Raw genomic sequence first — 14,576 nt, 5'->3', positions numbered from 1 at the left:
CGGGTTATCCTCTAATGCTGTGACAGTGGTCGTCCACACATTCCATGACATCAACCTGAAGAATTCAGGGGTTCTGGTACTGCTCAACCTCAAACCATTCGCACAGGCCGTACGCTTTGCCATAACTCATAAAACGTTCGCTGAACAAATAAGGCTCCGCATTTGACGATTCCACAGTGCGTATATCTGCGTAATCCGGGTGCGTTTCCATTGCCGAGAGCGCCGCTGCAACCTGCTGATCGCCAAAGCTATACGGCGGTTGCGTCAACATGGCGACCTTATAGGGGCGTGGATACGTTTGACAGTCGAAGCGTACCGCCTCGGCAATCGCGCGACAGATGTCGTTCTCCACCACCTGCACACACATGCTGGCGTAGTTTGCCGTCATGGTTTGCGTCGAAAAGAAATACGCCTCTTCAGCGCCATGCACACAGGTAATATCCGCCCCATTCGCGCCCTGACACAGGGTATCCAGCAGCACGGTTAAGTCAGTCTCAGGAACCGAATACGGTGGCTGCAGGAAAACACTGCGAGCCACCAACTGACCCGATGCTGAATGTTGGCGGATAAATTCCGCCACTATCGACTCCGGGCTGGCAGGTTCCTGAACCTGCGGCGCGTTCACCTGTTCGGCAGGCGACTGTAGCGCCTGCAGCCAGTGTCTCTTTTGGCTATCTACCTCATCAGGAAACGCCTCAATGGGTGCCTGAACGTTGCTCACGTTAGTCATCTCGCGTTCCTTACGCTGGCAACAGATCTTGTGCCGCCAGATCGGCTGCCACATCCTCAAGTCCGAGTCGATTCAGCGTTTCGCGCGTAGGGCAGCCCAGCTCCGGATCCCAACCCATTTCCTGATAGAACATCGTCAGTGACAGGCGCATGTCCTCCCGGTCCATCTTGTCAGTCCCCTCGGTGAAGACCGGGATCTTCGGATCTTTATCAAACACCCAGGAGCAAATGAGATCGTGCTCATTGCGCATATCTTTGGTTTGCATCAGTTTGACCGTATAGGCACGATGCAGGGTAAAGATACGTTCAGCGGCCAGATCCAGACTCGCCTGCGTGGTTTCATCGCCGGTAACCGCCTGGAAGAATTTCGCTTCCAGATCCAAATCTCCGCGATAATTACGGCTCTTGAGCGGCGAAACCGTCATCGGCCAGACCCAGTTGCATAGCGTGACCGCGTTATGCAAACAGACTTTCAGCAACGTCCATTTGGCATATTTGATCTTCGCGGCATTGATCGGGGTGTAGTTTTTGGTTTCGTCGTAGGCATCCTGCGAACCAAACAATTCGCCCGCCACTTCGCGCTGTAATTTCAGCGGCAAACCGGAACCGATGAAGTTAATATGGGTATGCGTCATACAGTCACGGTTAAACATACAGTTGGTGATCGCCCCAACCTGCGCTGAAGCCTCGTTAGCATGGTGGACAGGAAAACCAAACGGCGACCACAGTTTGTTCTTGGCATAACCCCAATACTCTTCGCCCAAATCCCAGCGTTCAGCAATGGCATATGAACCGTCCGCAAGGTGGCTGAGTTCTCCCACGCGATGCGCCAGCCGATAGTAAAAATCCTTAATAAAATTAGGATCGCCCGCTTCCAGCTGATCCCAGCGGATCTCCGCATACTCTTCCGCCGGCAGTACGCGCTTAAAAACGCCTTTCGAGTAGCAATAAGTAAAATCACGGTGCAACTGCCCGTAGTTACACCAGATGCCATAATCGTCGAACAGGTTCAGACCAATCAGGTTTCCCACCACGCGCCCATCGTCTTTATCGTCAAAATCTTTCGGGCCATTGGGGAAAATAGTGGTGTGCACAAAGTTCGCCACGCAGGTGTTGCCACCGGTACTCGGTACGCCAAAATCTTTCACCCGCGGGACATTGAGCTGTGACATACAACGAATCGGGCACGAATGGCAGCCGCTCATTTTTACCGTGTATTTCTCAGCGGCAGGTCCGAGATCGAACACGGATTTATAGGTACGGAAACCGACGGTATTCTGGTTGCCCGGCGGGATTTCACCCGTTTCAATTGGCCCGCCTTCCGCCGCGCCCCAGAACAGTCCCTTGCGGGCCGTCCAACGCGAGTTTGGCGAAGAGTATTCTGCCCAGGGCTGCGGGGTGCTCGGCACAACGTGGTTGTTGTTGGCGCCGATAAGCTCGGTCATCATGTAGTCATTGAGCCGCTTCATCTCTTTGCGGTCGGCAATGTTGACACCTTTGGTCCCTTCTACCGCAATGGCCTTCAGATTTTTCGAGCCCATCACCGCGCCAGTACCGGCGCCGCCGCTGTGGTTGCGGCTGTTGATCATGCAAGAGAGCGGTACCAGATTTTCCCCCGCCTGGCCAATCGCGGCGACGCAAGTCTCAGGGCTGGTAATGCGGCAAATCTCTTCGGTTGTGGCGCGCGTGCCCTTGCCCCACAGGAAATCGGCTTTTTCGATGCTGACTTTATCGTCTTTGATGTTGATCCAGACAGGCGACGCGGACTTACCTTCGATAATAATGGCGTCGTAACCGGCAAATTTCATTTGTGCGGCGAAGAAACCGCCCATGTGGGCATCTACGACTAAATTACCTTTGGTAAATGTTGACAAGGAGGTGATATTGACGCGGGAGCTACAGGGTGCGCCCGAGCCCGTTAATGGCCCGGTGGCGAAAACCAGTTTATTCCCTTCATCAAAAGGCATGGTGCCTGGCGGGACTTCGTCGTACATAATTTTATACCCAAAGCCCATCCCACCGATAAATTTCTTAAATTTACTGGAATCTTCATGGGTGATATTACCCGTGGTGAGATTGATCCGTAAAATATTACCTGTCCAACCGTTAGCCATCATGTTTTCCTTTGCAAGAAGGTTTAATAGATATACCCGTCAGGCAGCTTTTTTATTCAAAACTGCGCTATTTTTGGCAATTAATGACGCGTATCAGGCATGCCTGCCCTCTATCAAACGGTAATATCTTTCCACTCGATAATTTTTAATGCCCCAGTCGGGCACGCATTGGCGCATTCCCCGCATAACACACATTTTGAGGATTTTTTCGTTTCCGTGTTGACGGTCGCCATCATCCACGGGCAGGCTGTGGTACAAGCGCTACAGCCAATGCAACGTTTATGGTCCACGGCAATACAACCGTCTTCCTGCTTCCAGGTAATGGCGCCAATCGGGCAGACCTTCATGCATTGCGGATCTTTGCATTGGCGGCAGGTATCCGCGGTATAGTTTAAATCACCATACAGTCCGCCACCGGACCCGACGCCATCATCGCCAAAGAAGTAATTACGATGAATTTTGATGCGGGAAAAGAAGGTGCCAACGGCCCCATCGTTATAATTGGTACAGGAAATCTCGCAGCGATGACAACCAGTGCAGCGTGCTCGCTGCGTTACCAGCACCCCTTTCGGCGTATTGATAAGGCCAACGGTACCGCTGTCGATATCTTCCTGCTTACAACCAAAAAGTGATAACAACGCGGGCGCAATGGTCAGTCCTGCCAGACCCTTTCCGGATATACGTAGGAATTCAAGCCGCGTTAAGCCACAATCTAAAAATGGACGATCAACCTGGTTCATTTATTTCGCATCCTCTTCGCAAACGCAGTAGCGGCAACACATCAAGGCTAATTTTTACGCACAGATCGGGCCAATTCGGCCATTAATGTTGCCAACAACACGTGAATATTTGCCCTAACCTGATCGTATAAATGACGGTGGTTAAACTAAATGAATCTAATCCTTTAGGGTTAGGCACAATGATAATGTGGTTATTCAGCGCCCGTCGTTTTGATCGTCATCAATTAAAAAACGGAAGGAAAGTAATTAATGCGGAGTGAGATTTATTATCATTAAGATAAGTTGAAATAATATTTCATATGGTTTGCAAATATTTGTGACTCCACTCTCAAATATATTTTTATATATCAATCGATATACAACGAAATATACAGCGGAGTGTATTTCTCTAATTGCACTCCTAAATTATATATATTGATAGAATAACGTGACGAGAATAAGAGGATGGCGCAAATGACTGCCCTCCTCTTTTTATGGATTATCCGGCCAATGCTTTAATAACGGTCTCAATGGCCTGTTTTTCTAGTTCACTGCGCTTTACACGCTGGTTGGCGAGGGTGGTTCTCAGCACACCCGCAATGACGATATGCTTTGGCTCTTGTCCCAGATCGCGCATTTCCAGTACTACTTTACCGACTATTCTGCACATTTCACGGTACAACTCATCGTCTTTGGTCTGATTTCCCATATTTGCCCGCTCGTCATTAACTCAAACCAACAGCATATATCACTCTGGCTAATTAGACAAAATTCAATGAAAATCAAACAAATGTCATAAATCTATCGGATCCGCTGCAGTCGATTTACCAGTTCCGCAAGGCTCCGCGCCTGCATTTTTTCCATCACCCGCGCGCGATGAACTTCAACCGTGCGCACGGCAATATTCATAGCGTCCGCAATTTCCCGATTCATTAACCCTTTTGCAACCAGTTGCGCCAACTCTCGCTCCTTTGGCGTGAGCATCTGATAGCAGGCCACGATCTCTTGTCGCGAGAAGGCGGCGCGAGAAACCTGCAAAGCGTGCTCTAACGCCGTCTGCAAAGGCCCGGCGGACACCGGCTTTTGCAAAAAATCGACTGCTCCACGTTTCATTTGCTCAACCGCCATCGGCACATCACCATGCCCGGTGAGGAACACCACCGCCAGCGTACTTTCTCGCTGGCGCATCGCTTCATGTACAGCATGCCCATCAAGTACCGGCATACGCATGTCCAGCAAAAGTACGCCCACCTGGTGCAGATTTGCCCCTGCGAGAAATGTTTCACCCTGCTCCCAGCAACATACCTCATATCCCAGACTTTCCAGTAAAAACGCACAGGCCTGGGTGACGGCAATGTCGTCATCCAGCAGATGAATTAGTGCCACTACGGCCTCCCTCCTGGTTTTGCTTAAAATGTAATGTCACTACCGCCCCCGCTTTTTCATCAGGAGCCTGATGATTTTTGATCTCAATGTCGCCATTTGCGTAACGCACCAGCCGCTGACAAATGGCTAATCCCAGCCCCATGCCTTCTTTACGGGTGGTCATAAACGGCTGAAAAGCCTGGTACAACTGCGCCTCATCAATACCGCCAGCGTTATCCTGCACCTGAATACGCACATCCCCTTCCTCACGCTGAGCGCTAAACCACACCGTGGTTGCCCCGGCCTGGGCCGCATTGAGCACCAGATTGGCCAGCACCTGCTCAAGCAGAACGCTTGGCAGAGTCAGCGTTAACGTCTTGCCGACACGCGTTTGCAGCGCCACCGCCGGGAATTGCTGGGGCATGCGCAATAATTGCCAGACGTGATGAATTGCATCATGCACGTTGACGGTCCGCAAGTCATCGGTCATCACCGGATTACCCTGCGCCTGGCTGACCCACTGGCGCAGATTGTGCAACGTATCAGCGCCCCGCTGCGCCTGAGCATCAATGTTCTCCAGCGCAGGCAACAACGGATGCTGCTTATCCTGACCGCGCAGGCGGATCAAACAGCCCTGCGCATAATGGCGGATAGCCGACAGCGGCTGATTAAGTTCGTGGGCAAACCCGGAGGTCATCTCGCCAAGCACACTCATTTGGCGAGCGGTTTCCAGCGCCTGTTCTTGTTTGCGCAGCAGAATGCTGTTCCGCTCCAGTTGCCTGCCGCGACGACGAACCAGCAGCATCACCCAGATATAATTGAGCGTCAGCAGCAACAGCACAACGGCCACAGCCCCCATAGCGAGCTGGTGCTGGATAAACCAACTTTTGACGTCCAGCCAGAGCTGACGCTGCTGCGGATGCTGGCGGACATCGCGTAGCAACGCTTCTACTTCGCGTGTCGAGGCAGGCGCTCCCCAGCGAAACGTTGCATTCTGCGGAGAATTGAACAGCACCCGTGTGACGCGATCGGCGAGCTCGTCGCTCACTGCAGGCAGTGCCGCAAATGACCAGTCAGGATAGAGCGGCGTACTGGTTAAACAGGGAATCGAGGTCGGATGGTTGAGTACAGCCCTAAAGTCCGTTTTATGAATGAGCCCTTCCTCATCCATGTTTTCCAGCAGACACACCGGCACAATCACCGCCTGCACAGCTTTTTCGCGTAGTAAATAGAGTAAGGCATCGGCAGGAAAACCGGTAAACGTCAGGCGTAAATCGCGCTCAGGTCGCAGACCGGCATCGCTAAGTGCTTTATACCCCAACAAATAGCCGCCAAAAGCCTGAGCATCAATGGCGCCAACCGTTTTACCGATCAGATCATGCGCGGAAGCGATCCCACTATCGCGCCTGACAAGAATCGCGCTACCGATCACGTTACTGGCGGCTTTGCCTCCCCGGGTAGAACGTAATGACGCCAGCCAACGTAACGCAGAGCGGTTGTTTAGCTGCACAAACTGCGCCGGATTAGTGACTACAAATTGTACCGTGCCACGATTCACCGCCTCCTGCATCTGGTGCAGATCCAGCGGTTGTATATGAAACTGCTCACCGGAAATTTGCTGATTCAACAGGGTTTCCAACGGCTGCCAGTGCTGACGTGTGGAGATCTCCCCACGCATTGCCAACACGCCAATGTTCCATGTCTGCGCCGCGACCGTGCCGCTTAGCATCCACAGCGACGCCAGCATCGTCAGGCATCTTACTACGTTGCGTCCCACTCAATTATCCCTGTCAATTATGTTGTTTTAGATCAACAACAAGCCGGGTATGTGGTTAACCACAATAGAGTACCCCCCGTCACGATTTTTACACTGTAAATCATTGAGATTCTTTATTCATCACACACAAATCAACGGCGTGACCAATGTTTCGTTGTTGTACCGTGACGGGAGAAAATATGGACAGCAGTAAACGGCAGTTTCTCCAGCAACTGGGCGTCCTGACAGCTGGCGCTTCACTGGCCCCCCTGGCGCAGGCGCAATTCCCCTTCTCGCCTGAACGCCATGAAGGCTCACTCGCGCATCGCTACGCCATGTTGATTGACCTGCGACGCTGCATCGGCTGCCAGGCCTGTACCGTCAGTTGCGCTATTGAAAACCAGACGCCGCAGGGAGAATTCAGAACCCTCGTTAACCAGTATCAGGTGCAGCTTACAGGCCAGCAAAGCGTCACCAACGTCCTGCTGCCGCGCCTGTGCAACCATTGCGATAATCCCCCTTGCGTACCCGTTTGTCCGGTGCAGGCCACTTTCCAACGTGAAGACGGTATTGTGGTCGTCGACAACACCCGCTGTGTGGGTTGCGCTTATTGCGTGCAGGCCTGCCCATACGATGCGCGGTTCATCAACCATGAAACGCAAACCGCCGATAAATGCACATTTTGCGTACACCGTCTGGAAGCGGGGCTGCTCCCGGCCTGCGTGGAATCCTGCGTCGGCGGCGCACGCATCATTGGCGATATCAAAGATCCGCACAGCCGGATTTCTCAAATGCTGCATGAACACCATGAGGCCATCAAAGTGCTGAAACCCGAAAGCGGAACATCACCGCACGTGTTTTATCTGGGTCTGGATGAAGCGTTTGTCACCCCGTTAATGGGACGCGCTCAACCCGCTCTCTGGCAGGAGGTTTAAATGAACCATTCACTGATTATCGAAGAGGTTCTGGCCCATCCGCAACATGTAAGCTGGTTACCCTGGGCCGTACAGTATTTCTTTTTCATCGGTATTGCCGCCTGCGCCGCGTTGTTCGCCTGCGTGCTGCACTGGCGCAAACAAGAGACGCCGGACCTGGAAAACCTGACGCTGTTGATCGCCCTGACCTGTGCAATAACCGCCCCGTTGGCGCTAACCGCCGATTTACACCAAACCGCCCGCGTCTGGCATTTTTATGCTTATCCGACGCCATGGTCCTGGATGCCGTGGGGCGCGCTGTTTTTACCGCTGTTCACCGGCTTCCTGGGCCTGTGGTTTTTGGCGCAGCACGTTAAGCGGATAACGCTTAAAAGTTACAGTGTAACTAAATGGTTGGCCGTCGGTAGCGCCTTATCCGCCATCGGATTACTGGTTTACACTGGTCGCGAAGTGTCGGTGGTGCAGGCGCGTCCTATTTGGTTCAGCTACGCCTTTCCGGTTGCAATGTTCCTCAGCGCGCTGCAAACGTTCCTCGCCCTGCTCATCGCTGCAACAAACAGTGAAGGATCTTTGCTGCGGAAACTGGCATGGGGACAAATTGTCGCCTTGAGCGCGCTGGCTATCGTGGTGGCAATTTGGGTGAGCGGCAATACGCTCTCCGGTTCAGCAATTCGCCAGTGGCTGGATGTCGCCTCTTCGGCACGACACTACGCCATCGGTTGGGTTGCGTTATGGCTTGTCTCGCTCGTCCTTTGCGGGCTGGTGCTGCGTTTTCCATTATCGCGGCTGCTGCGCATATTACTGGCGTTTAGCGCCATGGCGCTGTGCTGGCTGATGCGCTGGACGTTACTCATTCAGGTACAGACCGTACCGAAATTTAACGCCCAATTTAATCCTTACACCCTGCCCGGCGGCACCGATGGCTGGCTGGCCATTGTGGGCACCTTCGGCCTGTGGATAGCACTGATTATTATTGTTCGTGAAGCCCTGAACGCGATCGCAAGGAGAATGCAACATGGCTAATTTAACCCGTCGTCAGTGGCTTAAAGTCGGTCTTGCAGTAGGTGGCATGGTGACGTTTGGTCTGAGTTATCGGGATGTAGCAAAGCGCGCACTGGACGGTTTGCTGGACGGTACCTCTGGTAAAATTACCCGCGACCGCATCTTTGGTAATGCGCTCATCCCTGAAGCCAATGCCCGGCCGCAATGGCAGCAAAATCCGCAGCAGGTGATCTCAATGACGCAGTGTTTTGGCTGCTGGACGCAGTGCGGTGTGCGGGTACGCGTTGATAGTGAGCAAGGCAAAGTGCTGCGCATTGCCGGTAACCCTTATCATCCATTATCTCACGAGCACCATATTGACGCCTCGGTTCCCTTTGCCACGGCAATGGCGCAACTGGCGGGCGAGTCGGGTCTGGACGCGCGCTCCACCGCCTGCGCTCGTGGCGCAACCTTACTTGAAGGTCTGTACAGCCCACAGCGCATTCTGCAGCCCATGAAACGCGTCGGCAAACGCGGTGAGGGAAAATGGCAGCACATCAGCTTCGAACAATTAATCACAGAGGTGGTGGAAGGCGGTGACCTGTTTGGTGAGGGCCATGTTGATGGCCTGCGGGCAATTCACGATCCCCATACGCCGCTTGATGCCAGACATCCCGGCTTTGGGCCCAAATCCAATCAGTTGCTGGTCACCAATACCAGCGATGAAGGACGTGATACATTTTTACGTCGCTTCGCGCTGAACAGTTTCGGCAGTAAAAACTTCGGCGCGCATGGCGCTTACTGCGGTCTGGCCTACCGGGCCGGTTCTGGTGCGCTAATGGGCGATCTGGATAAAAATACCCACGTGAAGCCCGATTGGGATAATGTCAAGTTCGCGTTGTTTATGGGAACCTCTCCGGCGCAATCCGGCAACCCGTTTAAACGCCAGGCTCGCCAGCTCGCCAGCGCCCGTTTACGCGACGACTTCCGCTATGTGGTGGTGGCGCCAGCCCTGCCATTAACCACGGTACTGGCTGACGATCGCGGCCACTGGCAGCCCGTGCGTCCGGGAAGCGACTCCGCGCTGGCGATGGGTATGATCCGCTGGATAATCGAAAAACAGCGCTATAACGCCGATTACCTTGCGATTCCCGGCGTACAGGCCATGCAGCAAGCCGGTGAAAAAAGCTGGAGCAACGCCACGCATCTGGTGATCACCGATGAGATCCCAAATCTTGCCGGGCAGCATTTAACCCTCGCGCATCTGAACGCAAACGCCGCCCAGGAGCCGGTGGTCGTTAACGAAGCCGGAGAAATCGTCGCTGCCAGCGGTTGCCCACGCGCGCAGTTGTTTGTCACCCGCGTGGTGACGCTGGCAGACGGCCAGACGGTGACGGTAAAAAGTAGCCTCCAGTGCCTGAAAGAATCCGCCGAAAAACTGACGCTGGCGCAATACAGCCAGCAGTGCGGCGTGGCTGAAGCAGACATTGGCGCACTGGCCGACGCGTTTACCCGCCACGGACGTAAAGCGGCGGTGATCGCCCACGGTGGCATGATGGCAGGTAATGGATTTTATAACGCCTGGTCGGTAATGATGCTCAATGCGCTAATTGGCAACCTGAGTCTTGAAGGCGGCGTGTTTGTCGGCGGCGGCAAGTTCAATGGCGCCACCGATGGACCACGCTACAACATGGACAGTTTCACCGGGAAGATTAAACCAAAGGGATTAAGCATCGCACGCAGTAAAACCGCGTATGAGTCTTCCGAAGAGTACCGCAATAAAATAGCCGCCGGACAATCGCCCTTCCCGGCAAAAGCCCCCTGGTATCCGTTTGTGGCAGGTCAACTTACTGAACTTCTTGTCTCGGCACTCGAAGGCTACCCTTATCCGCTAAAAGCCTGGATCTCTAACATGACCAACCCGTTTTACGGCATCGCAGGGTTGCGCGGCGTGGCGGAAGAAAAGCTTAAAGATCCTGCGCGTTTGCCGCTATTTATCGCCATTGATGCCTTTATGAACGAAACCACGGCGCTGGCAGATTACATCGTGCCGGATACTCATAACTTCGAAAGCTGGGGATTCAGCGCCCCGTGGGCGGGCGTCGCCAGCAAAGCTACCACCGCTCGCTGGCCCGTGGTCAGAGCCGCAACCAGCAGTACCGCTGACGGTCAACCGGCCTCAATGGAATCTTTCTGTATTGCGGTAGCAAAACGCATTGGTTTACCTGGTTTTGGTGATAATGCGATTACCGACCCACAGGGCAATCAGTATCCGTTAAATCGTGCGGAAGATTATTATCTGCGCCTCGCCGCCAATATTGCGTTTATGGGTAAATCACCGGTCCCGGAGGCTCAGCCGGAAGACATTGCCTTGACCGGGGTGCAACGGATCATGCCGGTGATAACGCAAACGCTGAAAGCCGATGAAGCCAGCCGGGTGGCATTTGTGTATTCACGCGGCGGGCGTTTCGCCCCAGCCAGCAGTGGCCGGGTGGAGGATCGCGTCGGCAATGCGTGGGAAAAACCGCTGCAAATCTGGAATGCGAATGTCGCCGCGCACCGCCATGCGATTACCGGCGAGCGCTACAGCGGCTGCCCGGCCTGGTATCCTTCGCGTCTGTCAGACGGACGGGCGGTCGAGGAGTTGTTCCCGGAACAAGAATGGCCGCTGAAATTGATCTCCTTTAAATCCAATACTATGTCCAGCGCCACGGCGGTCATCCCACGCCTGCATCATCTGAAGCCGGTTAATCTGGTGGCGCTCAACCCGCAGGATGGTAAGCGGTACGGTCTAGCACATGGCGATACAGTACGTATCACTACGCCTGGCGGTCAGGTACAGGCGCAAATAAGCCTGCTTCATGGTGTTATGCCGGGAGTTATCGCCATTGAACATGGCTATGGACATAAAGAAATGGGCGCGGCGCAGCATACGCTCGACGGCGAGCCGATGCCATTTGACGCGCAGATAAGGTCGGGAATTAATCTCAATGATTTGGGCTTTGCGGATCCTACCCGGCAGGTAACCAATACCTGGCTTGACTGGGTGTCGGGTGCGGCGGTACGCCAGGGGCTGCCAGCGAGAATTGAGCGCGTGTAACTCGCGCGTCCGGTGGCAACGCTAACGCATTTTATCCGGCCTACAACGTTCTGTAGGCCGGATAAGGCAAAAAGCGGATCAGTTATTCACCGGGATCACCGCGCCTTTATATTTAGTGCGGATCCAGTCCTGAATCTCTTTTGAATGCAGCACGTCTACCAGCGCCACAATATCCTTTTTCTTCTCATCGCCGCGATGTACGGTAATGATGTTGGCATACGGGTTGTTTTCACCGCTTTCGACGGCAATCGGATCTTTCACCGGATCCAGCCCCGCGTCGATAGCGTAGTTCGCGTTAATCACCACAGCATCGCCTTCGTCGTTGTTGTACATCTGCGGTAACAGCGCCGCTTCTACGTTAGGCAGGAACTTCAGTTTTTTCGGGTTTTCCACGATGTCGCTAATGCGCGCGGTGACTTTGTCCACCCCCGGTTTCAGCTTGATCACACCCTCTTTTTCGAAAATCGACAGGATACGGCCTTCCTCAGATACCGCATCGCGCATGATGACCTTGCCGCCTTCCGGCAGATCTTTAAGCGATTTCACCTTCTTCGAATAGATGCCGATCGGCTCAATGTGAATCGCTCCGGCGCTGACGAAGTCATAGGTTTTATCGCCAGCATGATCTTTAATCACGCTGTTCAGATACGGAATATGTTGGAAGTAGTTAGCGTCAATTTCACGGCCAGCCAGCGCGGTATTCGGCAGGATGTAATCCTGGAACGGCTTAATTTCCAGGTCGATCCCCTGCTTTGCCAGAATCGGTTTGGCCTGCTCAAGGATCTCCGCGTGCGGTACGTTTGATGCGCCAACGGTCAGCGTATCAGCCCAGGAGGCGAAGCTCAGGGCGCTTAAGGTTGCTGCGGCGAGTAATGTCAGTGATTTTTTCATGATAATGGTTTCCGTATTTTATTAGCGTTTATCTAACAGAGAGGTGATCACATCGCCGCAAAGCTGGATGATGAAGACGATGAGCAGAATCGTCACCGTCGCCACCAGCGTGACGTCGCTGTGGTTGCGCTGGAATCCTTCCAGATAGGCCAGATTCCCTAAACCCCCGGCACCAATGACTCCCGCCATCGCGCTGTAGCTGACCAGCGCAATCAGCGTCACGGTGATCCCGGACACCAGAGCGGGAGAAGATTCCGGTAGTAAAACCCGAAAAATAAGCGTACTCAGACGCGCGCCCATCGAACGTGTCGCTTCAATAACGCCTTTATCCACTTCACGCAGGGCAATTTCGACCAGACGCGCATAAAACGGCGCGGCTCCCACAATTAACGCAGGCAGCGCGGCATTGGCGCCGAGAATGGTGCCAACCATCGCTTTGGTAAATGGGATCAGCAGCACGATCAAAATGATGAAGGGGATCGAACGGAAGATATTCACCACCAGCGAAATCGCGCTATACACGGCGCGATTGTGGAACAGTCCGCCACGCGCCGTCAGAAACAGCGCCAGGCCAAGGGCGATCCCAAGGACAAAGGTCGCCACGCCAGAAAGCGCGGTCATATAGAGCGTTTCCTGGGTTGCTGCTAATAATTGATCCCATTTCAGATGGGGGAACAGTCCTTCAGCCATGTTGAATCACCTCACCTTCAATGTCGCTATCGCGCAGGTCGGCCAGAATATTGCTCAGTTGCTCCTCGGTCACCACAACGTGCACCCATAGCTGACCAAACACCCCGTGCGCGGTTTGCGTCATCTTGCCGTGCAAAATGTTAAACGGCAGGCCGTAGCGCAGGGTCAATTCTCCAACGACGGGACGGTGGGTGCGTTGCCCGGTAAATGTTAGCTTGATCACCACGCCGCCCAGTTCGCGTGCCAGCTGTGGGTTGAACTCATCTTCTTCGGCGTACTGGCTCACCTGACGCACGAATTGTCGGGTGATCGGCTGCTGCGGATGGGTAAAGACGCTGAGCACGTCGCCTTCTTCAACGACTTTACCGTTTTCCATCACCGCCACGCGGTCGCAAATTTTGCGCACCACATGCATTTCATGGGTGATCAACACAATGGTTAATTTGAAGCGACGGTTAATATCGAGCAGTAAATCAAGGATCTGATCGGTAGTTTGCGGATCTAACGCCGAGGTGGCTTCGTCGCACAGCAGTACGTCAGGATTGTTCGCCAGCGCGCGGGCAATTCCCACCCGTTGTTTTTGCCCGCCGCTGAGCTGAGACGGATAAGCATTCTCGCGACCACTCAACCCAACCAGCGTAATCAGTTCGGCAACCCGCGCTTTGATGGACGCCTTTGGCGCACCCGCGATTTGCATAGAGAAAGCAATATTTTCGCTAACCGTGCGCGACCACAGTAAGTTGAAGTGCTGGAACACCATGCTGATTTTCAGTCGCGCCTGACGCAGAGATTCTCCGCGGGCGGCAGAGATATCATGGCCGTTAATCGTCACGCTGCCGGAGGTCGGTTTTTCCAGACCATTAAGCAAGCGAATTAAGGTGCTCTTACCCGCCCCGCTGTAACCAATAATTCCGTAAATCTGTCCCTGCTCAACCGTCAGGTTGACGTTATCGACAGCGGTAATGGATAGCCTGCCTGGCGTAAACACTTTTGAAATATTTTTCAGGACAATCATGTCGTTTGGGTATCCGCTGCTGCTTTTTGTAATCCTGCTAGCGCTTTTAGCTGTTTAGCAGTATGGATGTCCAAACGAGTGTAATGAGTGAAATTGGCTTTTAGAATGAATTAAAACGAATTTGATATAATTTTTAGGAATATGATCTGTACATTGAAAACGCCCGCCTAAATCTGTTTATTTGGCTAGCCAGGGCGGGTTGTTGCGCAACAAACTGTCGCTAAGCCCAACGCCTTTATCCATACCGATGAACAAATTAATGAATATTTTTTGTAAAACCG

General features: G+C 53.4%; 12 protein-coding genes. 3 read left to right on the top strand and 9 right to left on the bottom strand.

Annotated elements, in window-relative coordinates; all coding sequences use genetic code 11:
* Positions 1–64 precede the first annotated feature (64 nt).
* The 6 genes from OGV69_RS12525 to ttrS all read right to left on the bottom strand — a co-directional run bounded on the left by OGV69_RS12525 (position 65) and on the right by ttrS (position 6,704).
* On the bottom strand, positions 65–730 hold the full coding sequence (locus tag OGV69_RS12525; RefSeq protein ID WP_038640298.1) for a YdhW family putative oxidoreductase system protein: 666 nt from the start codon (positions 728–730) through the stop codon (positions 65–67).
* 10 nt (positions 731–740) lie between these two features.
* A complete protein-coding gene (locus OGV69_RS12520; RefSeq protein ID WP_204564923.1) occupies positions 741–2,843 on the bottom strand; it encodes an aldehyde ferredoxin oxidoreductase in 2,103 nt (700 codons plus the stop codon).
* A gap of 113 nt (positions 2,844–2,956) precedes the next feature.
* Complete coding sequence (locus tag OGV69_RS12515; protein ID WP_038640293.1) at positions 2,957–3,583, bottom strand: ferredoxin-like protein; 627 nt, start codon at positions 3,581–3,583, stop codon at positions 2,957–2,959.
* A 478-nt stretch (positions 3,584–4,061) separates the two neighbouring features.
* Positions 4,062–4,271, bottom strand: coding sequence for a fumarate hydratase FumD (gene fumD / locus OGV69_RS12510; protein ID WP_038640291.1), 210 nt, complete (start codon positions 4,269–4,271; stop codon positions 4,062–4,064).
* A 92-nt stretch (positions 4,272–4,363) separates the two neighbouring features.
* Complete coding sequence (gene ttrR, locus OGV69_RS12505) at positions 4,364–4,948, bottom strand: tetrathionate respiration response regulator TtrR (RefSeq protein ID WP_038640289.1); 585 nt, start codon at positions 4,946–4,948, stop codon at positions 4,364–4,366.
* Positions 4,923–6,704 carry a tetrathionate respiration histidine kinase TtrS gene (gene ttrS / locus OGV69_RS12500; protein ID WP_077223897.1) on the bottom strand — a complete coding sequence of 594 codons (1,782 nt, stop codon included), beginning with the start codon at positions 6,702–6,704 and terminating at the stop codon, positions 4,923–4,925. The genes ttrR and ttrS overlap by 26 nt, the downstream gene beginning before the upstream one ends.
* A gap of 179 nt (positions 6,705–6,883) precedes the next feature.
* On the opposite strand from ttrS, the gene ttrB reads away from it, so the two are divergent.
* Genes ttrB through ttrA form a run of 3 tightly spaced genes read left to right on the top strand, consistent with a single transcriptional unit; the run spans position 6,884 to position 11,699 of the window.
* A complete protein-coding gene (gene ttrB / locus OGV69_RS12495) occupies positions 6,884–7,618 on the top strand; it encodes a tetrathionate reductase subunit TtrB (RefSeq protein ID WP_069324232.1) in 735 nt (244 codons plus the stop codon).
* Positions 7,619–8,641 carry a tetrathionate reductase subunit TtrC gene (gene ttrC / locus OGV69_RS12490; RefSeq protein ID WP_069324233.1) on the top strand — a complete coding sequence of 341 codons (1,023 nt, stop codon included), beginning with the start codon at positions 7,619–7,621 and terminating at the stop codon, positions 8,639–8,641.
* The gene (ttrA, locus tag OGV69_RS12485; protein ID WP_069324234.1) at positions 8,634–11,699 is read left to right on the top strand and encodes a tetrathionate reductase subunit TtrA; all 3,066 of its coding nucleotides are present in this window, start codon (positions 8,634–8,636) and stop codon (positions 11,697–11,699) included. The genes ttrC and ttrA overlap by 8 nt, the downstream gene beginning before the upstream one ends.
* 78 nt (positions 11,700–11,777) lie before the next feature.
* On the opposite strand, the gene OGV69_RS12480 is transcribed toward ttrA, so the two are convergent.
* The 3 genes from OGV69_RS12480 to OGV69_RS12470 are packed head-to-tail and all read right to left on the bottom strand — an operon-like array spanning position 11,778 to position 14,295.
* Entirely contained in the window at positions 11,778–12,590 is an 813-nt protein-coding gene (locus OGV69_RS12480) for a MetQ/NlpA family ABC transporter substrate-binding protein (RefSeq protein ID WP_003029358.1), read from the bottom strand.
* 21 nt (positions 12,591–12,611) lie between these two features.
* Positions 12,612–13,280 carry a methionine ABC transporter permease gene (locus OGV69_RS12475; protein ID WP_069324235.1) on the bottom strand — a complete coding sequence of 223 codons (669 nt, stop codon included), beginning with the start codon at positions 13,278–13,280 and terminating at the stop codon, positions 12,612–12,614.
* Positions 13,273–14,295 (bottom strand): methionine ABC transporter ATP-binding protein, encoded by a 1,023-nt coding sequence (locus OGV69_RS12470; RefSeq protein WP_069324236.1) that lies wholly within the window; start codon positions 14,293–14,295, stop codon positions 13,273–13,275. The genes OGV69_RS12475 and OGV69_RS12470 overlap by 8 nt, the downstream gene beginning before the upstream one ends.
* Between the last annotated feature and the right edge of the window lie 281 nt (positions 14,296–14,576).

Source organism: Citrobacter sp. Cc139 (genome assembly GCF_030334645.1).
Classification (GTDB): Bacteria; Pseudomonadota; Gammaproteobacteria; order Enterobacterales; family Enterobacteriaceae; genus Citrobacter; species Citrobacter werkmanii.
This window is presented reverse-complemented; position numbering and strand designations above follow the sequence as displayed.